At 58.4% G+C, this 20,563-nt stretch carries 17 protein-coding genes; 6 read left to right on the top strand and 11 right to left on the bottom strand.

Annotated features, from left to right (window positions below):
- Positions 1-363 precede the first annotated feature (363 nt).
- Positions 364-2,286 carry a methyl-accepting chemotaxis protein gene (locus JNB91_RS07670; protein ID WP_220324939.1) on the bottom strand — a complete coding sequence of 641 codons (1,923 nt, stop codon included), beginning with the start codon at positions 2,284-2,286 and terminating at the stop codon, positions 364-366.
- A 385-nt stretch (positions 2,287-2,671) separates the two neighbouring features.
- Between JNB91_RS07670 and JNB91_RS07665 the strand changes: the two genes are divergently transcribed.
- From JNB91_RS07665 to JNB91_RS07655, 3 genes are all read left to right on the top strand, one after another.
- Positions 2,672-3,715, top strand: a complete 1,044-nt coding sequence (locus JNB91_RS07665; protein ID WP_220324938.1) for an SMP-30/gluconolactonase/LRE family protein — start codon at positions 2,672-2,674, stop codon at positions 3,713-3,715.
- A gap of 464 nt (positions 3,716-4,179) precedes the next feature.
- Positions 4,180-5,130, top strand: a complete 951-nt coding sequence (locus JNB91_RS07660) for a YiiG family protein (protein ID WP_220324937.1) — start codon at positions 4,180-4,182, stop codon at positions 5,128-5,130.
- A 288-nt stretch (positions 5,131-5,418) separates the two neighbouring features.
- Positions 5,419-6,252: an undecaprenyl-diphosphate phosphatase gene (locus JNB91_RS07655; protein WP_220324936.1), complete on the top strand. Its 834-nt coding sequence runs from the start codon at positions 5,419-5,421 to the stop codon at positions 6,250-6,252.
- A 169-nt stretch (positions 6,253-6,421) separates the two neighbouring features.
- On the opposite strand, the gene JNB91_RS31110 is transcribed toward JNB91_RS07655, so the two are convergent.
- The 5 genes from JNB91_RS31110 to rpoZ form a co-directional block, all read right to left on the bottom strand.
- Positions 6,422-6,553: a hypothetical protein gene (locus JNB91_RS31110; protein WP_262927996.1), complete on the bottom strand. Its 132-nt coding sequence runs from the start codon at positions 6,551-6,553 to the stop codon at positions 6,422-6,424.
- Between the two features lie 96 nt (positions 6,554-6,649).
- Positions 6,650-6,895: a 30S ribosomal protein S21 gene (gene rpsU / locus JNB91_RS07650; RefSeq protein ID WP_220324935.1), complete on the bottom strand. Its 246-nt coding sequence runs from the start codon at positions 6,893-6,895 to the stop codon at positions 6,650-6,652.
- 374 nt (positions 6,896-7,269) lie between these two features.
- Entirely contained in the window at positions 7,270-7,479 is a 210-nt protein-coding gene (locus JNB91_RS07645; RefSeq protein WP_220324934.1) for a cold-shock protein, read from the bottom strand.
- 251 nt (positions 7,480-7,730) lie between these two features.
- Positions 7,731-9,974, bottom strand: coding sequence for a RelA/SpoT family protein (locus JNB91_RS07640; protein ID WP_220324933.1), 2,244 nt, complete (start codon positions 9,972-9,974; stop codon positions 7,731-7,733).
- Positions 9,975-10,111: 137 nt separating this feature from the next.
- Entirely contained in the window at positions 10,112-10,516 is a 405-nt protein-coding gene (rpoZ, locus tag JNB91_RS07635; protein ID WP_220325209.1) for a DNA-directed RNA polymerase subunit omega, read from the bottom strand.
- A gap of 470 nt (positions 10,517-10,986) precedes the next feature.
- Here rpoZ and JNB91_RS07630 point away from each other — a divergent pair, with 470 nt between their 5' ends.
- Positions 10,987-11,562: a LabA-like NYN domain-containing protein gene (locus JNB91_RS07630; RefSeq protein ID WP_112457052.1), complete on the top strand. Its 576-nt coding sequence runs from the start codon at positions 10,987-10,989 to the stop codon at positions 11,560-11,562.
- An 80-nt stretch (positions 11,563-11,642) separates the two neighbouring features.
- Positions 11,643-12,743, top strand: coding sequence for a bifunctional transcriptional activator/DNA repair enzyme AdaA (locus JNB91_RS07625; RefSeq protein ID WP_220324932.1), 1,101 nt, complete (start codon positions 11,643-11,645; stop codon positions 12,741-12,743).
- Here JNB91_RS07625 and JNB91_RS07620 read toward each other — a convergent pair.
- The 3 genes from JNB91_RS07620 to dapA all read right to left on the bottom strand — a co-directional run bounded on the left by JNB91_RS07620 (position 12,716) and on the right by dapA (position 15,350).
- Complete coding sequence (locus JNB91_RS07620; RefSeq protein ID WP_220324931.1) at positions 12,716-13,684, bottom strand: lysylphosphatidylglycerol synthase transmembrane domain-containing protein; 969 nt, start codon at positions 13,682-13,684, stop codon at positions 12,716-12,718. The two genes, JNB91_RS07625 and JNB91_RS07620, sit on opposite strands and share 28 nt — an antisense overlap.
- 173 nt (positions 13,685-13,857) lie before the next feature.
- Complete coding sequence (gene smpB, locus JNB91_RS07615) at positions 13,858-14,334, bottom strand: SsrA-binding protein SmpB (RefSeq protein ID WP_112511092.1); 477 nt, start codon at positions 14,332-14,334, stop codon at positions 13,858-13,860.
- A 131-nt stretch (positions 14,335-14,465) separates the two neighbouring features.
- The gene (gene dapA, locus JNB91_RS07610) at positions 14,466-15,350 is read right to left on the bottom strand and encodes a 4-hydroxy-tetrahydrodipicolinate synthase (protein WP_220324930.1); all 885 of its coding nucleotides are present in this window, start codon (positions 15,348-15,350) and stop codon (positions 14,466-14,468) included.
- A 218-nt stretch (positions 15,351-15,568) separates the two neighbouring features.
- Between dapA and JNB91_RS07605 the strand changes: the two genes are divergently transcribed.
- Positions 15,569-17,686, top strand: coding sequence for a lytic transglycosylase domain-containing protein (locus JNB91_RS07605; RefSeq protein WP_220324929.1), 2,118 nt, complete (start codon positions 15,569-15,571; stop codon positions 17,684-17,686).
- A gap of 248 nt (positions 17,687-17,934) precedes the next feature.
- Here the strand turns inward: JNB91_RS07605 and JNB91_RS07600 are convergent, their stop codons facing one another.
- Positions 17,935-19,038: a porin gene (locus JNB91_RS07600; RefSeq protein WP_220324928.1), complete on the bottom strand. Its 1,104-nt coding sequence runs from the start codon at positions 19,036-19,038 to the stop codon at positions 17,935-17,937.
- 275 nt (positions 19,039-19,313) lie between these two features.
- Entirely contained in the window at positions 19,314-20,426 is a 1,113-nt protein-coding gene (locus JNB91_RS07595) for a porin (protein WP_220324927.1), read from the bottom strand.
- Between the last annotated feature and the right edge of the window lie 137 nt (positions 20,427-20,563).

Raw genomic sequence — 20,563 nt, 5'->3', positions numbered from 1 at the left:
ACGCCGATAGACGCGGACAATGCCGACAGGCGCAGCAGTGCAGGCTCTCGACGAAAGAGCCGGCCAAACAGGAGCCGTCCAACCATTTAACGTGGAGAGGCGGCGCGCATCATGCGCGCTTGAGAGCAAGGGGGTATCTCGAATGTCCTTAAGCGGACCGTAGAGCCGCGCCCCATAATAAAATCTTACGTTGTATCAAATTTTGCAGAAATCATGACAAAATGTCGCATCTTGTTTTCCGGCATGCAGTAAGCGCTCAACAAGAAAGGGTCGTCGGCTTTACGCCGGCGACCCTTTTTGAAGTCATGAGCTGAAGCCCGCCACCTTCGTCAGTCTTTCAACGAAGGCGGTAGGCTGTTTGAGTTAAAACTCTTCCCAGCTGTCGTTCTTGACGGCGGCATTGCCGGAGAAAGCGCCGGCCAGCTTGCGGCCGAGAGCACGTGCCGGAGACGCAGCAGGCGTCTCGTTTGCCTTCACCGCACGAACGGTCGACTTGTAGGTCTGAACCGACAGCTTGAACTGGGCGAGAAGCGCGTTCAGCGATGCGGCGTCGCGGGCAAGACCATGGCTTGCGGCGGTCTGCTCTTCAACCATGGCCGCGTTCTTCTGCGTGTCCTGGTCCATCGTGTTGACCGCGGTGTTGATCTGCTGAAGGCCGGAAGACTGTTCCTGCGCGCTCTCGACGATCGCGTTGACGTTGCGGTTGATCTCCTGAACTTCGCCGACGATCGTCTGCAGTGCCTTGCCGGTTTCGCCGACCAGATGCACGCCGTTCTGGACCTGCTCGTTCGACGCGGTGATCAGCGTCTTGATTTCCTTGGCGGCGTTTGCGGAACGCTGGGCAAGTTCACGAACTTCCTGGGCAACGACGGCAAAGCCCTTGCCGGCTTCACCGGCACGTGCCGCTTCAACACCAGCATTGAGCGCCAGAAGGTTTGTCTGGAAGGCGATATCATCGATGACACCGATGATGTTGCCGATTTCGCCGGACGATTTTTCGATCTCTTCCATGGCCTTGACGGCCTTCTGGACGACTTCGCCGGACTTTTCGGCGCCCTGACGGGTGCGGGCAACAAGGTTGCCGGCTTCAGTTGCGCGGCGGGCGGCATCCTTCACCGTGGTGGTGATTTCTTCCAGAGCTGCCGCCGTCTCTTCGACGGACGCGGCCTGCTGTTCGGTGCGCTTGGCAAGATCGTCAGCGGCCGACTTGATCTCGGCAGAACCTGCCTCGATGCTGCGGGCGTTTTCGGCAACCTGTTCGAGAGCTGCCTGAAGCTTGGACGCCGAGGCGTTGAAATCGTTGCGGACGCCGTCCAGCGCTGCCGTGAACGGCTGCTCGATGCGGTAGGAGACGTTACCGTCGGACAGCTGGCTCAGCGCCTGGGCGATGTTGTCGACGGCAAACTTGACGTCGCCGGCTTCGCGGGCCTTTGCCGCTTCGCGCTCGATGCGCTCTTTTTCCGACAGGCTGCGGTTGTCGTCGGCTTCCTGCTCAAGGCGGGCGCGCTCAAGGGCGTTATGGCGGAAGACTTCGACGGCTTCTGCCATCTGGCCGATCTCGTCCTTGCGGTCGAGACCGTCGATTTCGGCGCGGGTTTCTCCGGCGGCGAGCGAGGCCATACGTTCACGCAGGCGCGCCATCGGAGCGGTAATCCCCTTCTGGGCGATCGTCAGGGCGAGGACGACAGCGACGGCAATGCCGATCAGCATGCCGACAATCGTGAACTTGATGGTCGAGGACACTTCAGCCGACAGCTTGTCTCCGCCGTTCTTGATCAGGTCCGCCATGGCGCCGTTGCTTGCACCGAACTTGGGGGACAGTTCGACAATGGCCTTATCGAGATCGGCTTCCAGAGCATTCACCCTGGCTGCATCGCCGGCAACATGCGCCTTCAGCAGGTCGTCACCGATTGCCTTCAGCTTGTCTGCACCTGCCAGCAATTCGTCGGTCGCGGCCTGACGGCTCGGGACAAGTCCGGGAACCTGTGCCAGACGGGCGCGCGCACCGGTGATTTCCTTGCCGAAGCGCTCGGACAAATCCTTGAAGGCAGCCGATTGCGGATCCTGTGCAAGGGCACGGCTCAGCCAGGTCGTGGCCGTCCACATGCCTGCGGCACCGCGCGGAACGAAGGTCGCAGCCGTGCTCTCGTTATGCAGGAAATTCGAATAAGACTCGTTGGCGGCGCTGAAACGCTGGGTCACGAACAACAGACCGGCAAGCGAAATGACGCCAAGGATGGCGATCGCCATCAAAAACTTGGTCTTGATATTTAAGTTCTTGAGCATGGGGGGACCTTCTCAGGAAAACTGAAAACACGCATTCAGGGGAGGAAGAAGAAAAAGCAGGAACCATCTTGAGACGGCGCGCATCATGCGCGTGAAGGATCAGCCAGGCGATCTCGTGTCCTTGGTCCACCCTAGGCCGACTTTCATAAAGAAAATCTTACATTTGCTGCAGTGCATTGCGATTTTTGATAAAGCCGAAAAATATGACGAGGAGTCACATAAAAAGCTCTTCATCCCTCCTTAATCATGGGGTTAAAACGCCGCAGAATTATGTTGCGACGCACAATACAGCGACGCTAACAGGGCGCATGGGCCATGATTGCCGCCTCCCGCCAAGCGGGCAGATTGATATGAAATCAACGACTATTATCAAAGGAATTTTCCCGTGGATCTTAGCCGCCGCAACCTCATGACGTTCGGCGCTGCCGCAGCAGCAACCGTCGTCACCACAAAGATCGCCTCCGCCCAGGCCATCAGCTTCACCCCCTCGCCGATCTATCCCGATCCGGCAATCCAGGTTCTCGACCCGAGCTTTGCAAAGTATCGCGTTGCCAGCGCCTCGCTGGAACAGGTCGCAACCGGCGCTCGCTGGCTGGAAGGCCCGGTCTATTTCGGTGATGGCAAGTATCTGCTGGTCAGCGACATCCCGAACAACCGCGTCATGAAGTTCGACGAAACGAACGAGACCTGGAGCGTATTCGACGCCAATTCGAACTATGCCAACGGCCATTGCCGCGACCTTCAGGGCCGCCTGATCTCCTGCGAACACCTGACCCGCCGCGTCACCCGCACGGAGCATGACGGCTCGATCACGGTTCTTGCCGACAACTACAAGGGCAAGAAGCTGAATTCGCCGAACGACATCGTCTGCAAGTCGGACGGCTCGCTGTGGTTCACCGATCCGCCATTCGGCATCGGCGGCATGTGGGAAGGCGAAAAGGCAGATCCGGAACTGCCGCATTCGGTCTACCGCATTTCCGCGGAAGGCGAGCTGTCGCTGATCACCGACGAGCTTAAGGGCCCGAACGGGATCGCCTTCTCCGAAGACGAAAAGAAGCTCTATGTCGTCGAAGGCCGTGCGCAGCCCTACCGTATCGTCTGGTCCTACGACGTCTCGAAGGACGGCAAGACGGTTTCCAACAAGAAGGCGCTGATCACCGCTGACGACAATGGCGGCCTCGACGGCTTCAAGGTCGATGTCGACGGCAACCTGTGGTGCGGCTGGGGTTCGTCCGGTGCTGCCGGCGCAAAGCCGGAAGAGCTGAACGGCGTCAAGGTGTTCAACAAGGAAGGCAAGGCGATCGGCTTCATCAAGCTGCCGGAGCGCTGCCCGAACCTCGTTTTCGGCGGCCCCAAGAAGAACCGCCTTTACATGGCGTCCAGCCACTCGGTCTACGCGCTTTATGTCGAGACCAAGGGCGCCGTCTGATCGCCTATACCAGCGTCACCGAATTGAGAGACGGGCCGGAGCAATCCGGCCCGTTTCCGTTTCACCGGACGGGCAAATGTCAACCGAAAGCCGTTTTCGGGGTGACAAGCGGGGATTGCGCCAATAGGAAACATTCTCACATTCTGCAGATCATGTAATTTTGGATGGTCGACGCCTTTCCCGAGCGGAACTCCGGGCGCAGATGGATAAACTCCCCAGTCATTTCAGCAGAACACGGGGAGAAACGGCGTGAGCGCCTGACCACCATGGCTCGGCATGAGCCATCGGACGCCACCAGTGACGAGGAGGTAGTTGGAGCGGATACCAGACCCTGAACAGGATGAACCCTGATCGGTCCGAGACGCTGCCCAGATGATCTCGACAAGCGATCCCGATATGCGGGCTGCACGTCACGGCTGCCGATCCTGCGGTTTCAAGCTGATATTTCAAACGAGGATAATTTGATGAACACCGGAACCACGATCCGGTCGCTGGCCGTTGCGGCCTGCGTCCTGATGCTTTCTGCCTGTGACGAGAGCAAGACCACTAAGGCAGAACAGAGCCAGCCGTCCGCCGAGCAGGCGGAAGTGTTGAAATATAACGCCTATGTCGAAGTGGCGAACTCGTTCCAGCGCTCCTATGCCAAGGAACTGGCGACCTTCCAGAGCTATGTCCAGCCCGTGCTTGACGGCAAGGACAAGAATGACAACCTGTTCTACTCGACCAACAATCTAGATCGGCTGAAGAACGCCCTTGCCAAGGCGCGTGAGATGAAGCCCGACATGGCCGAACTGGATGGCCCGGCGGAGGCCTATCGTGAAGCGGCTGGAAAAGCTGAGCCGCTCGATCGCGACATGGGCAACTATATCTCTGCCAAGACCTATCTGAGCGACAAGGGGGCACATGGTCGCGAGATCCGGCCAGCGTTCATCGCAGCCATGGAGACGCTCGCGAGCGCGCAGGTGAACTTTATCGCCGCCATCGACGCCAAGGACCGCGCCCGGATCAAGGCCGAATTCGAAAGCACGGAAAAAGATACGCGCGATTATTTCCGTATCGGCATGATCTATCACATCAAGGAAAGCATGGACGCGGCCGACAGCTTTCTCCAAGGGAATGGCCTGGGCGACAAGAAGGAGCCGTTCAAAGCCTCGCTCGACCAGTTCAACACGATGGCAACAGGCTATGATGCCAAGGTGCGTGAGGCGAACAATGCCGGATGCCCCTCGATGATGCTGAATTTCAACGCCTATCTTGCCACCGGCCGCCAGATCATCCTGCGGACCGAGAACGGCCGTTATCAGGAAGACAAGAAGGCGCAGTTCCAGATGATGTCGTCGGAACGGCAGGACGCACAGCAGTTCCTGCAGGACTATAACAACGTCATCAACGCGATCAATTTCAACAAATGCTGAGGTGATGCGGCATCACTGTTTCAGCATTGGCTGATCCATGGCGGGCCGGAGCAATCCGGCCCGTTTGCGTATGGTGAAGCATGGCGGCATCCGGATTACGGAAGTTGAGAATAGCCGTGATATGTTTGAGACATGGATCGCGTAACCGTAGAATTGTCACATTGAGCGGTTCCAAGCTTTGCAGCTTGACGATCGCAAGCTGCCCGACCTATGCCAACATGACTTCCAGCCTGCCCCCCGGAAATCATGTCTTACCCTTGAAGCCTATCCCCAACCTTCGGAGCTGCCATGAGCGTGAGTTGGACTGATGCCGCCATCCTTGGACTTGTCCAGGGACTGACCGAATTCCTGCCGGTTTCCTCCAGTGCACATTTGCGCGTTCTCGGCGAGTTCCTGCCTTCGGGGACCGACCCCGGCGCGGCATTCACGGCCATCACCCAGCTCGGCACCGAGACGGCGGTTCTCGTCTATTTCTGGAAGGACATCATCAGCATCGCGACCGCCTGGCTGCGGCAGGTGTTCCGCATCGGCGATTATGACAAGGATGCCGCCCGCATGGGCTGGCTGATCATCATCGGCTCTCTGCCGATCATCATCCTCGGCCTCGCCTTCAAGGACCAGATCGAGCACGGCCTGCGCAACATGTATATCACCGCGGTGATGTTGATCGTTTTCGGCCTGATCCTTGGCTGGGCCGACCGGATCGGCAAGAAAAAATACGCGCTGAAGCAATTGATCTGGCGCGACGGCATCATCTTCGGTTTCGCTCAGGCGATGGCGCTGATCCCCGGCGTCTCCCGCTCCGGCGGCACGATCACCGCCGGCCTGCTGATGGGATATACGCGAGAAGCGGCGGCACGCTATTCCTTCCTGCTCGCCGTTCCGGCCGTCTTTGGCTCGGGCTTCTACCAGCTCTTCAAGACGATGGGCGAGGAAACGGCCGTTGCCGCCGGCCCGACGGCACTTGCGACGCTGATCGCCTTCGTCGTCGGCTATGCCGTTATCGTCTGGTTCCTGAAACTCGTTTCGACCAAGAGCTATATGCCGTTTGTCTGGTACCGCGTGGTCATCGGCGTGGCGCTGCTCGGACTGCTCGGCTTCGGCTATGTGAGCCCGATCTGAGGGTGAACGCCCAGCTGTAAAAGCGGAGCTGGAACTCAGTTCACACACATGAAAAACCGTCGATGTTTTCGGCGGTTTTTTTTGGATAGACGGGATCGAGGCGTCCCGATTATTTCTCGGAGCGGAATGTATCGGCTGCGGCGGCCTGCGCAAGTCGCAGCGAGCGACGCTACTGCGTCTTCTTTTCCTTGGCGGCAGCCTCGGAAGCCGGAATGTCGGAAAGAATGGAACTGGTATGCTTTGACTTGGCGTCAGCGGAAAGCTTCGCTGGTTTGACGAACTGGTCTCTCGTCGCAGTCATGTTCATTCTCCTGCGTTTCCAGTCAAAAACGCGCGAAACAATCGGAGAAAGATACCCCGGCGACGGTTGCCACCGGGGAAAATATCGAATTGGCAATCAACGAGCCCGAGAAGCAACGACCTTCTTCTTCGGAGCCGGCAAAAGTCCTTCGCGCTGCATCTGCTTGCGGGCCAATTTGCGGGCACGACGAATCGCTTCAGCCTTTTCGCGGGCGCGTTTTACCGACGGCTTTTCGAAAGCCTCACGCGCCCTCATCTCGCGAAACATGCCTTCGCGCTGCATTTTCTTCTTCAGGACGCGAAGCGCCTGATCGACATTGTTGTCCCTTACGAGTACCTGCAAAATATCTCCTGACGCGGTAAAACCGCACTTTTCCGATCTTGGTCGTGTTCACTTATATCCACGAGTCGCCGGTTAATGGCGACGTCGCGATCGATGTTTGCGAGGCATCTCAAGATGTCTCAACATTGGTATTGCCGCGCTTTATGCGGCGCTCGCAGTTTTCCAAATCAAACCCGACTTGAGACTGCATTCAGTCATGGGAACCGGGCAAAACAGTTTTGCTCGGACATCGTGTTTCAACGGAGTGAAACGCTCCGCTGCTTATGACCTGCGAAGGGTCAAAACAAAAGGCCGGGGTTTGACGCCCGACCTCCTTATATCATCAAGCGTCTCGCGTGCCAGTATAACCGTGGTCACGCAGGCGCGACGACATATTATTCTGCGCGCAGGTTGTCTGCAGAGCTTTTGCCGGAACGCTTGTCCTGCACGATTTCGAAGCTGACCTTCTGGCCGTCGTTCAGACCGCGCAGACCTGCACGCTCGACAGCAGAAACGTGAACGAACACGTCCTGACCGCCATTGTCCGGCTGGATGAAGCCATAACCCTTGGTGCTGTTAAACCACTTTACTGTACCAGTGTTCATAACGATTTCCTTTCAATCGTTGGATATGCCGAAAGCCGGCGGTAAATCGACGATGAGAGAAAATCCAGAAGAGCCGTAAAGGCTGCCGACAAGAGTCGCTAGCAAGGTTCGATGCCCCCACACTAGCAACTAATGCGATTTAAACAAGGCAGGCATGACAATAAGGCGTGGCGTGTGCATCGAACCTTGTGCAACCCGGTTCGGATGAACCGCAGAAGCTCGTCCATTGGCCAGTCCAAAGCCTTCACCTGTCAGTCGTAAATCCGCTTGAGGTTCGCCACGCAATCGAGTTCCTTCAGTTGCGAGAGAAGCTGGTTAAGCTGGCGCAGGTCCCAGACCTCGATTTCCATCGCGATCTCGGAGAAATCGTCAGCCCGGTTGGAGCCCATGGACATGGTGCGGATATTGATGTCGAGCGCACCGATGGTCTTGGCGACCGTTGCGAGCGTGCCGGGTTCGTTGATCGTGTTGATCTCGATCTTGGCCGGGAAGCGCGACTTGTTGGCTTCGTCGAGATCCCAGCGGACATCGATCCAGCGTTCAGGCTCGTCATCAAATTTCTGCAGCGCAGGCGCCTGGATCGGGTAGATGGTAATGCCCTTGCTCTTGCCCGCATCCATGATACCGACGATGCGATCACCCGGCACGGCACCGCTCGGGGCAAAACGTACCTGGGTATTGGCAGCGAGGCCGCGGATCGGCAGCAATGTCGCCACGAGATCTGCTGCCTGGGCATTTTCCAAATCAGTCTGGGATTGCGCCGGCAGTTTGAACATCATGCCGGTTGCGCTCGGGACATTGAACCAGCCCTGATCGGCGGCCGGCTTCACAGTGACGCGCTCGTCCTTGTAGTCCGGGAATACGGCGCGCAGCACGTCGAGCGAGGAAAGTTCACCACGGCCAACCGAAGCGATCGTATCCTCGACATCCTTCTGGGCCAGGCGGTGCAGCGCTGGCTTCAGCGCCTCACGGGAGAAGGTTTTTCCGGCGCGCTCGAAGGTACGCTCCAGAATGCGGTGGCCTAGGCCGGCATATTGCTTGCGGATCGCCATACGGGTGGCGCGACGGATGGCCGAACGCGCCTTGCCGGTGACGACGATCTCTTCCCAGGCTGCCGGCGGCACCTGCACGCCGGAGCGGATGATCTCAACTTCATCGCCATTGTTCAGCCTAGTTACGAGCGGCATGATGCGGCCGTTGATCTTGGCGCCAACCGTGGTGTCGCCGATATTGGTGTGGACCGCATAGGCGAAATCGATCGGGGTTGCGCCACGCGGAAGCGCAATCAGCTTGCCCTTCGGGGTGAAGCAGAAGACCTGATCCTGGAAGAGTTCGAGCTTTGTGTGCTCGAGGAATTCTTCCGGGTTGTCCCCTTCGGCCAGAGACTCGATCGTGTGGCGCAGCCAGGAATAGGCGTTCGATTGCTTCGGCAGCAGTTCATCACCCTTGGCCGGCCCCTGCCCGTCTTTATAGAGGGCGTGGGCAGCAATACCGTATTCGGCGATTTCCTGCATCAGTTGGGTGCGGATCTGCAGTTCGATACGCTGGCGGGATGGGCCGACGATCGTGGTGTGGATCGAGCGGTAATCATTCTGTTTCGGGTTGGAGATATAATCCTTGAAGCGGCCCGGCACGACGCGCCAGCGGGTATGGACGATGCCGAGCGCCTTGTAACAGCAGGCAACGTCATCGACGATGATGCGGAAACCGTAGACATCGGAGAGCTGTTCGAAGGAGAGCGACTTCGACTGCATCTTGCGGAAGACCGAATAGGGCTTTTTCTGCCGTCCCTTGACGAAAGTGTCGTTAAGGCCGTTGGCGACGAGAAGCTCGCGCAACTCGTCCTCGATCTTCTTGATCAGGCCTTCATTGTGGGCGGAGAGTTCGGCCAAACGCTGGGTGACCGTCTCATAGGCTTCCGGATTGATGTGGCGGAAGGACAGATCCTCCAGCTCGTCGCGCATGTCCTGCATACCCATGCGACCGGCAAGCGGCGCATAGATATCCATCGTCTCTTCGGAAATGCGCGCCTTCTGCTCGGGCTTCATATGGTCGAGCGTGCGCATGTTGTGGAGACGGTCGGCGAGCTTGACGAGAAGCACGCGCACATCGTCGGAAATGGCAAGCAGCAGCTTGCGCAGGTTTTCCGCCTGCTTGGCCTTTTTCGACACGAGGTCGAGGCGTTTCAGCTTTGTCAGCCCCTCGACGAGGCGGCCGATATCCTCGCCGAACAGTTCGTCGATCTCGGCGCGAGTGGCCGTGGTGTCCTCGATCGTATCATGCAGAAGAGCGACCGCGATGGTCGATTCGTCGAGATGCATGTCGGTGAGGATGGCCGCGACTTCGAGCGGATGGGAAATATAAGGGTCGCCGGAAGCACGCTTCTGCTGGCCATGCTTCTGCATGGCGTAAACATAGGCCTTGTTGAGAAGAGCTTCATTGGCATCGGGCTTGTATTTCTGCACCCGCTCAACAAGCTCGTACTGCCTCATCATTCCCGGATATGCCCTTCAAACCCACAGTGCCAACAAAGAAAATGGCGCGCCAACCTTCGGTTAGCGCAGCCATCATAAAAGAGACAACCAGATTAGGGCGATAGAATGAACGATAAGTTGCCCGAAGGCACCTATGATCAGTAATCGTCACTCTTTTCCGGCGGAACCAGACCTTCGATACCGGCCAGAAGATCTTCTTCCGACATCTGGTCGAAGGTAACGACTTCCGGAGCGTCTTCGTCTTCGGAGTCGGCTGCAACCGAAACGCCGCCGGCAGCGAGGAGCGCGACCGGATCGGGCTCGGGCTCGTCAACTTCAACATGCTTCTGCAGCGAGTGAATCAGGTCTTCCTTCAGATCGTCGGGAGACAGGGTCTCGTCGGCAATCTCGCGAAGGGCGACAACCGGATTCTTGTCATTGTCGCGGTCGATGGTGATTGCAGCGCCCTGCGAAATCTGGCGAGCGCGATGGCTTGCGAGCAGAACCAGCTCGAAACGGTTGTCGACTTTGTCAATGCAATCTTCTACTGTGACGCGGGCCATTGCCTGTCCTTTGCGGTCCTGGATTTCCGGAATTGATACGCCCGATACAGCCATCGGACGGGAAATTCAAGTTTTTCCTGACCTGGGACCAATCGAGACGTGAGTTACGAGGCGTTTACTGAGGAGAAAACGTCTCGTTGAAGGATGCAAATCGATGATGGACCTGATCTCCATCAAGGCTTGCGGGCAGATAAGAAGGTGAATTTCACCTTTGAGCGGATCTAAAGTCCGATCATGCCGAATCTTTAAAAATCACCACTGGATGGTCCAAGCTTCGGATATGCTACTAAAGTGTCCAGGGGGAGAGGACTATATTCAATCAACACGTGCTTGGAATATTGCAAATCCTATCATACATGACAGATATATGAATAGTTCGTAATGTAAGAGAATTATTCCGGTATCGTCGATTCAACTTTTCGTTTTGCCGATACGCTCGGGAAACGCGCATAAAAAAGGGATGGAGACATATGTTTGACCCGAGAGAGAAGATTGCTCTCTTTATCGATGGCGCGAATTTATACGCCGCCTCAAAAAGCCTCGGCTTCGATATCGATTATCGCAAGCTTCTGAAGGCTTTTCAAAAACGCGGATACCTGCTTCGCGCCTATTACTACACGGCGCTGATCGAGGACCAGGAATACTCCTCCATCCGCCCGCTGATCGATTGGCTCGATTACAATGGCTACAAGGTCGTGACCAAGCCTGCGAAGGAGTTTACCGACAGTCTCGGCCGTCGCAAGATCAAGGGCAATATGGATATCGAACTGGCCATCGATGCGATGGAACAGTCTGAAACCGTCGACCACCTGGTGATCTTCTCCGGTGACGGCGACTTCACGAACCTAGTGGAAGCGCTGCAGCGCCGCGGCCGCAAGGTTTCGGTCGTGTCGACGATGCAGACGCAGCCGCCGATGATTGCCGACGACCTGCGCCGCCAGGCCGATCACTTCATCGACCTGATGACGCTGAAGGCCGAAGTTGGCCGCGACCCGAGCGAGCGGGCTGCACGTCCGACCGAACCTACCGAGCCGGCTGATGCGTAACTGTCTCAGCTGACATGATCAAAAAAATAGGCGCCCGTTTTTCGGCGGCGCCTATTCCTGTTTCGGGCTAAAACAGTGTCATGCTGTTTCAACGCCCTTCCGACGACATTCTTTATGATGCGCTGATCGCTCGCGACCCCTCCTATGAAGGGTTTGCCTGGGTAGGCGTGAAGACAACCGGCATTTTCTGCCGCCTCACCTGCCCGGCCCGCAAGCCGAAACGCGAAAACTCCTCCTTCTACGGGACAATCGCCGAATGCCTCGAGGCGGGGTTTCGCCCGTGCAATCGCTGCCGCCCGATGCTGAAGCTTGGCGAGACCGATCCCGTGGTGACACGGCTGATCGATGCACTCGACTCCGATCCGATGCGGCGCTGGAGCGAAGGCGATGTAATCGCCTTAGGCGTCGACCCATCGACCGTACGACGCGCTTTCAAGCGACAATTCGGAATGAGTTTTCTGGAAATGGCGCGGCTCAGACGGATGGGCAAGGCTGCGGAAATCCTGAATGACGGCGCCAATGTCATCGACGCGCAGCTCGACGCCGGTTACGAATCCGGTAGCGGCTTTCGTGCCGCCATTGCGAAACTGTTCGGGGAGGCACCGGCAAAACTTCGAGGCAAGGCCCTGCTGCGTGCCGACTGGATCGATACGCCGATCGGCCCGATGATCGCGATTGCCGATGCGCACGCCTTGCATATTCTGGAATTCGCCGAGCGCAAGACTTTGCCCGCGGAAATCCGCAGGCTGCAGAAGGCGAGCGGCAGCAGCATCGTGATGGGACGGTATCCGCCGATCGACGAGATCGAGGCGGAGCTGAATGCCTATTTTTCTGGCGAAAACAGAGGGTTCAAGACGCGGCTGGCCGAGCACGGATCGCCGTTTCAGCGGCAGGTTTGGCAGGCGCTGCGGGAAATCCCGACCGGAGAGCTGCGAACCTATGGCACGCTCGCTGCCGACATGAACATGCCTTCTTCCACCCGCGCCGTTGCCGGCGCCAACGGCGCCAACCAGATCGCCATCGTCATCCCTTGCCACCGGGTGCTTTCGGCGGATGGCAGCCTGACGGGTTATGGCGGCGGGCTTTGGCGCAAGCGCTGGCTGATCGAACATGAACGGCGCATGGCTGCGGGCACCGGCGAACGATCCCGCGATTATCCGGCCGACGTGGCAGCACGCTGATCAGCGTTTGGCGGCGCATGACTGCCTGACTTTCGCGCCCGGAACATCGCCTCAACGATGAGCGAGAGCGGCAGGCCGATAAAAAGCGGAATGAAGAAGTAGATCACCCGGAAAGCGACCAGCGATCCGATCGAGGCCTGATCGCCCATGACATGGCGGACTGTCGCCTCCAGTACACCAAGGCCGCCCGGCGCATGGGTGATCAGGATCGCCACATTGGCGAGCACGAAGGCGGTTGCCGCCTTGAGGTAGCTGACATCCGCACCTGCCGCCATGACCTCGCGCAGGCAGGCCGAAACGAAGGCAAAGTTGATCGTGCCGATCACTACCTGCGCCACCGCAATTTTCCAGGTGGGCATCTGGAACGTCCAGCTGCGGATCTTCAAAGGTGTGCGCAGGAAGGCGGCCAGCGCAATGTAGAGCGCAGTTGCGACGAGGCAGCCGGCACCGATCACGACGACGATCTCCTCTCTCAAGCGCAGTACTGCTGCCGCGTCCTTCGGATTGAGCACCAAAACGATACCTGCAAGCACGGCCATTCCGAGCCCCACCGTGACGCCCGAAAGCAGCACGATCTTTGCCACATCCTCGGTGGTCATGCCCCAATGGGCGTAATAGCGATATCGCAACGCACCGCTGCTGAGGCCCGACATGCCGACGCTCTGGCCGATCGAAAGCGCGATGAAGGATGCGAGCGCGATCTTCGGATAAGGCAGATCATTCTTCACATAACGTACACCGCACCAATCGAAGCCGGTGAGGCAGAGATAGGATGCGAAGGCGAAGAGAAGCGCGAGAGCCAGGTTGGCAGCAGGTATATCGCGGACCGACTGGACGATTTCCGAGAAAGAGTGCTCACGGAAGACTTGATACAGGAGCCAGGCAGCAAGGCCGAAGCCCACGACCAGCATCAGGTAGGTGAAAAACTGCTTCTTCGTCATTATCCGCTTGCCCGCATGATTGTGCGGGAAAACGGCGGGGGATGAGTTTTTGTTCCGGTGGAGGCGTGCCTGCGCCTTTGCGGCGGCCCCTCATCCACCTACCGCACCCTCGCCCTTGCGGGGAGCGAGCTAGCCTGGGGGCAGAGATTAGGCCGAATGCGCTGCGGTGAGCCTCAGCCGCCCTTCAACAGTCGCGACTTCTGGCGGTTCCAGTCGCGTTCCTTCTCGGTCTCGCGCTTGTCGTGCAGCTTCTTGCCCTTGGCGAGAGCAAGCTCCAGCTTGGCGCGGCCGCGGTCGTTGAAATAGATTTTCAGCGGCACGAGCGTCATGCCTTCGCGGTTGATGCCGTTGCGAAGCCGGTTGATCTCGCGTTTCGACAGAAGCAGCTTACGGCGGCGGCGCGGCTCGTGGTTGAAGCGGTTGGCCTGCAGATATTCCGGAAGGTGGCTGTTGATCAGCCAGATCTCCTCGCCTTCGTCCGATGCATAGGATTCAGCGATATTGGCCTTGCCGTCGCGCAGAGACTTGACCTCCGTGCCGGTCAGCACAATGCCTGCCTCGTAGGTATCGATGATCTCGTAGTTGAACCGGGCCTTGCGGTTTTCCGCAACGATCTTGTTCACCACGCGCTGGCTGCCTTTGGGTGCCATCAGACGAATTCCATTCCGCTTTATCCATAAAAGAACCCCGCCCAAAAGCGGTGAGCGGGGTTCGGAAATTCATATAATGCGGCCGGGGCCGAATGTGAAGCTTATGCGTCAGCGCAGCCGACGCTTAAACCTCAGTTCAGGAGGCCTGCATGGCGCAGGGCGGCGTCGATTGCCTCTTCCGTCGAAGGTTCAAGCGAGGAAACCAGCGGCGAGCGCACGGTGCGATCCATGCCGCGCAATCTGCTCAGGCCATACTTGGCGCCGCAAAGGCCCGGCTCCAGGAAGATAGCCTTGTGCAGCGGCATCAGCCGATCCTGAAATTCGAGCGCCTTCTTGTAATCTCCGGCAAGCGTTGCCGCCTGGAATTCCGCACAGAGGCGCGGCGCGACATTGGCCGTGACCGAAATGCAGCCGATGCCGCCATGCGCGTTGAAGCCGAGCGCTGTTGCATCCTCGCCGGAGAGCTGGATGAAATCCGGGCCGCAGGTGATGCGCTGTTCGGATACGCGTTCGATCTTGCCCGTCGCATCCTTGACGCCAACGATATTCTTATGCGCCTTGGCGAGCTTGCCCATGGTTTCCGGGGTCATGTCGATGACCGAACGACCCGGAATATTGTAGATGAAGATCGGCAGGGAGACCGCATCGGCGATTGCCGAGAAATGGGCGAAAAGCCCCTTCTGGGTCGGCTTGTTGTAATAGGGCGTGACAACGAGCAGCGCATCCGCGCCAGCCTGTTCGGCATGCTGGGCAAGCTCGATCGCTTCAGTCGTATTGTTGGAGCCTGCGCCTGCAATGACCGGCACGCGCTTATTCGCCACCTCGACACAGAGCTCGACCACGCGCTTATGCTCATCATGGGAAAGGGTCGGCGATTCTCCCGTCGTACCGACGGGCACGAGGCCGGAGCTGCCTTCCGAAATCACCCAGTCTACATGGTCTGCAAACGCTTTTTCATCGACGGCCCCGCCAGCAGTGAACGGCGTTACGAGCGCGGGGATCGATCCCTTGAACATGCAAAAACTCCCATGGCCGCGGTCCATGCTTCGGCCGTAATCAACAACTAAGGTGGCGCACCATAAAGCGGTGACAGATCGCCGACAAGCGCAAAGCTCACGGGAAACTGATCGTTCGCAGATGGTTGTTTTAGGGGGTCCGGTAAGGTTTCGTTAACGACACCGGAGCCTAATGGGAGAGCCCGACGGGGGTAGATGTCTTTTTCGAGAGTTGCCGGATGAAGAAGCCCGCTCTGATCCTCACATTGGGATTGAGTGCAGCCAGCATATCGAGCCTTGTGCTCGCCGAGAGCGGTGGCGCAGGCAGCGGCATCGTGCCCCTACCCTTTGCCCGTCCGAACGCACCTGCAAGCATACCTTTGCCAACGCGACCGGGCTCAAAAGCGCTGCCTACACCTGCGGCCATGCCCGTTCCCGAAATAACCGGCTCCATACCGAGGCTCGATCGACCGCTTGCATCCTCTGCGCTCAAAGCCGGGCTTGACGCGCTTTCCGGCAATGATGCGGCGCAAGCGATTGCAGCACGGGATAGCTTGCCTGCAGGCTCGCTTGACCGAAAGATCCTCACCTGGGCGATTGCCAGCTCTGGAATGAAGGACGTGCCTTATCGCGAGATCGCGGCTGCTTCGCGCGAACTGACCGGCTGGCCGGGACTTGGCGGATTGCGCGAGAGAGAAGAGCGGGCGCTTTATCGCGAAAACCCGCCCGCTCAGGCCGTTCTATCCGCCATGGGCAATGCGCGGCCGCAGACGCCGGAAGGCGCAATGATCCTTGCCCGGGCGCAGATGGCGACAGGAAAGGCGGCGGACGCCACCCGCACGCTGCGCAGTCTTTGGGTTTCCGAAACGCTCGATACGGCGACCGAAGACAAGCTGCTTGGCGAGTTCGGCAGGTTGTTCAGCGCAGCCGACCACAAGACGCGCATGGACTATCTCATGTATCGCGGCCGTGTGGCACAGGCGAAGCGCTTTTCCGGCCTCGGCAATGCCCAGTCACTTTACAATGCATGGGCAGCTGTTGCGAACAATGCCAGGAATGCCGGCAATCTCATCGATGCCGTTGCAGGTTCATGGGCCGGCGATCCCGCCTATCTGTTCGTGAAAATCGAATATGCAAGGCGGCAGAACGATTATGCCCAAGCCGCAAAGCTGCTTGAACGCGTGCCGCGCGATCCGGCAAAGCTGGTCTATGCGACCGAGTGGTGGAACGAGCAGCGGATCGTCTCGCGCGGGCTTGCCGATCTCGGGCAGTTCAGCGCGGCTTACAAGCTCGTCGCGAACCATGTGGCGCAATCAGCGGTCGATCGGGCAGATGCGGAATTCCATGCCGGGTGGTATGCGCTACGAGCCCTTCAAGACCCAACTACGGCGGAGACGCATTTCCGCAAGATATACGAGGCCTCCAACAGGCCGCTTTCGGCATCGCGGGCGCTCTACTGGCTCGGCCGCTCGGCGGAGGCCGGCGGACCGGGACAGGCGCGCAGTTTTTATGAACAGGCGGCGCGCTACTCCGGCACATTTTACGGCCAATTGGCCGCTGCGAAGCTTGGCAAATCGGCGCTGGATGTCAGCTACCCCTCCCCCACGGCGCAGGATCGTGAGCGCTTCGCTTCCCGCGAGGTCGTTCGGGCCATCGCGCGACTGGACGCTGTTGGCCATGACCGGCGGTCGGCGGCACTTTATGCGGCACTCGGTGAGCAGATCGACAGTCCCGGCGAGCTTTCGCTCCTGACGGCGCGCGCAGAAGCGCAAGGCGACCATGCGCTGTCGCTTCGGATCGGCAAGTCGGCCTTTTCCCGCGGTGTAGATGTAGCAGCCCTTGCCTATCCGATCGGTGTTATCCCCGCCGGGGCCAATATCGCCGGATCAGGCAAGGCGCTTGCCTATTCGATCGCGCGGCAGGAAAGCGCGTTCAATCCGGCAGCGGTTTCCGTCGCCAACGCCCGTGGCCTCCTGCAGCTTCTGCCCGGAACGGCACAGGGTGTGGCCAAGCGGCACGGGATAAGCTTCAAGGCAGACCGTTTGACCAGTGATGCGGGTTATAATGCGACGCTTGGCGCGCATTATCTCGGCGAGCAGATCGATGCCTTTGGCGGCTCCTACGTGCTGACCTTCATTGCCTATAATGCCGGGCCGAAGCGCGTGCCGGAATGGATTGCCCGTTACGGCGATCCGCGCGGCAAGCCGCTGGACGAGGTGATCGACTGGGTGGAGCGCATCCCCTTCCCCGAGACACGCAACTATGTGCAGCGCGTGCTGGAGAATTATCAGGTCTACAAGACAAGGCTGGGACAGAAGGCCGATATCGTCACTGACCTGAGATTTGGCCGGCAATAGGCTTCAACTCAAAAGGAAATCAGCAGGACACGGTGGCTTCAGCCGAGCCATCTTTCGTGCCTTCCTTTTTTGGCATTTGAAAACAGGCCCTGACCGGCACCACCCTCCCCCGAACTTCGTACCGATAACACGCGGGTTGACGGCACGTAGCTGCGTGAGGCGTGGTTCAGGGAGATTATCAGCGCACCCCATAAACGAGAAAAGCCCGGCGCGAGGCCGGGCTTTCCAGATAAGATCCGAGAAACGGATTAGAACGAGCGCTGCAGACGCAGGAAGCCGTCCCAACGATCGCCGTCGCCAACACCGCCGAAGTCAACGTCAACGTCGGTGTAATTGACGGTCGCCTTGGCAGTGAGACCTTCGGTGATCTTGTAGTCAGCGGTTACACCAAGGCGCCATGCGCTGCCACCGGCATAATCATCATCACCATAGAGCGGTACGATGTTATCCCAATACTGTGCACCGGGGGTGATGGTAAGCTTGTCGGTTGCCTTGATGGCGTATTCTGCACCGATGCTCCACTCGGAGAAATCCCAGTAACGGCTAGGACCGAAGGAGTAGACACCGAAGACGCCGAGTGAACCAGGGCCGATTTCAGCAGTCAGAGTAGATGCGATGACTGCATCTTCGTGGTCGAAATCATAGGCAGCGAAGAGGTCGATCGCGACTGCACCGAACTTGCCTGCGATCATACCGTTGATACCAAGCTCGTCAGAACCTGCACCCGTGCCGTCAGCAAGAATGCGATCGTCCTTCCAGCCGTCCTGCGAATCGAATGCGTCACCCTGTAAGTAGGCCGTAAAAGCGCCGCCTTCATAGGTATAACGGATCGAGTTGTTCAGAGTGTCGCCACCGATGTAACCACCACCGAGCGGACCACCGTCAGAGAGAACGGTTTCACCCGGAAGGCCGGTATCGAAGTAGTTGTAGAAGTAACCTACGCGAAGACCGCCGAGTTCAATGAAGGTTTCATCGAGGAAGAAGTCTGTATCGCTGTTGGTATTGGCTTCCAACGTGATGACGGAAGCGAGCGTGCCGTATTCGGTATCAGACTTGGCTTCGAGGACCAAGTGGCCGCGGGTGTTGGTGCGGTAGCCCGAGCTATCGATGTCGCCTGCGATGCCGTCGAGGCTGAAATCGCTGCGACCGTCAACCTGAACGCGGACATAGCCGCCGATCTTGAGGCAGGTTTCGGTGCCCGGAATGTAGAAATAGCCCGTGCCGAAGGCGTCGCAGACGCGAACATATTCCATCGGTTCCGGTTCGGCAGCGACGATTGCGTCGGCAGCCTGAGCGACGGTGACGCTCGCGAGCGCCGCGGTCGATGCGATGAGTAAGCTGGTGATCTTCATTTGGGGTTCCCCGGTCAACTCTAGGCTTTACAATCATCAAGCTACAGTTGGGGGGGCGGCCTTCACAAGCGATTCCTCATTCAAGAGCAGGTTGCACGAGGCACTTGCAGATCTGCAGTTACTTATTTGTCACAAACTTCACCGGGAAATGAAGTCGCAAGCCGTATGGACCAGGTTGCGGGCCCCGAAAATTTACGAGGCGTTAACATTCTCGAATCAGAAAACAAAAAGCCCGGCACATGGCCGGGCTTTTCGCTCATATCCGAAAGATCAGATTAGAAAGAACGCTGCAGGCGGAGGAAACCGTCCCAACGGTCGTCATCAACCGGACCGGTGTCAACGTCGGTGTAGTTGACAGTTGCCTTGGCAGACAGGTTGCTGGTGATCTTGTAATCGCCAGTGATACCAACGCGCCATGCATCACCACCGTCGAAGTCGCCGTCAAGGCCCATTACGACGTTATCCCAGTACTGGGCGCCAGGGGTGACGGTGAACTTGTCGGTGACCTTGATTGCGTATTCCGCACCGATCGTCCACTCGGAAGCGTCGAAGTAACGGTTTGCACCGGTTGCGTAGGCAGCAAAGACGCCGAGCGAACCCGGGCCGATAGCAGCCGTAAGCGTGGAAGCGAACGCAGCTTCTTCAGCGTCGAAGTCGTAACCAGCGAAGAAGTCGAGGGTTACGCCACCGAACTTGCCGGTGATGACGCCGTTGATGCCGATTTCGTCATCGTTGCCAGCTGCATCGGTCTTCCAACCAGCTTCAGCGTTGAACGCGTCAGCCTGACCGTAAACCGAGAACGAACCAGCGTCGTAGGTGTAACGGATGGAGTTGTTCAGCGTGTCGCCACCGAGGTTGTTGAAGCGCTTGAACGGGAAGGAGTCAGACCAAACGGTTTCGCCCGGAAGGCCGTTATCGAAGTAGTTGTAGAACTGACCAACGCGCAGGCCACCGAGTTCGAAGTAGGTTTCTTCGAGGTAGAAGGTGTTGGCGCCGTTGTTGTTGGCGCGAAGCGTGATCTTGGAGCCGAGCGTACCGAATTCGGTGTCGTTCTTGGCTTCAACTACCAGCTGAGCGCGGGTGTTGGTGCGGTAGCCGCCGTTCTGGCCGCCGAGAACTTCAACGAGGTCGCCAGCAGCGTCTTCAACGAGCGAAGTGCCGACAACGTCGGAGTCCGAACGAGCGTCAACCTGTACGCGAACGTAACCACCGATCTTGAGGCAGGTTTCCGTGCCCGGGATGTAGAAGTAGCCGGTGCCGAAAGCGTCGCAAACGCGAACGTATTCCATCGGCTCGGGCTCAGCAGCCACGATTGCGTCGGCAGCCTGTGCGCCAGAAACTGCTGCCAGGGCAGCAGCGGAGCCGAGAAGAAGGCTCTTGATGTTCATTTTTGACCTCCAGTCAAAATCAGGAGGTCGTTAGTACTATTTCTCGTCAGATGGCGGCTCTGATGGCCTTCGGAGAAGAACGGGTAAACACACGTCCAGGTCGTGTGAGGCAAGGTGAGCGTAGCGCATCGTCATCT

The organism is Aliirhizobium wenxiniae, from assembly GCF_019511445.1.
GTDB lineage: Bacteria > Pseudomonadota > Alphaproteobacteria > Rhizobiales > Rhizobiaceae > Neorhizobium > Neorhizobium wenxiniae_A.
Note: the sequence above shows the minus strand (reverse complement) of the source record. Positions and strands in the feature narration are given on the sequence as shown.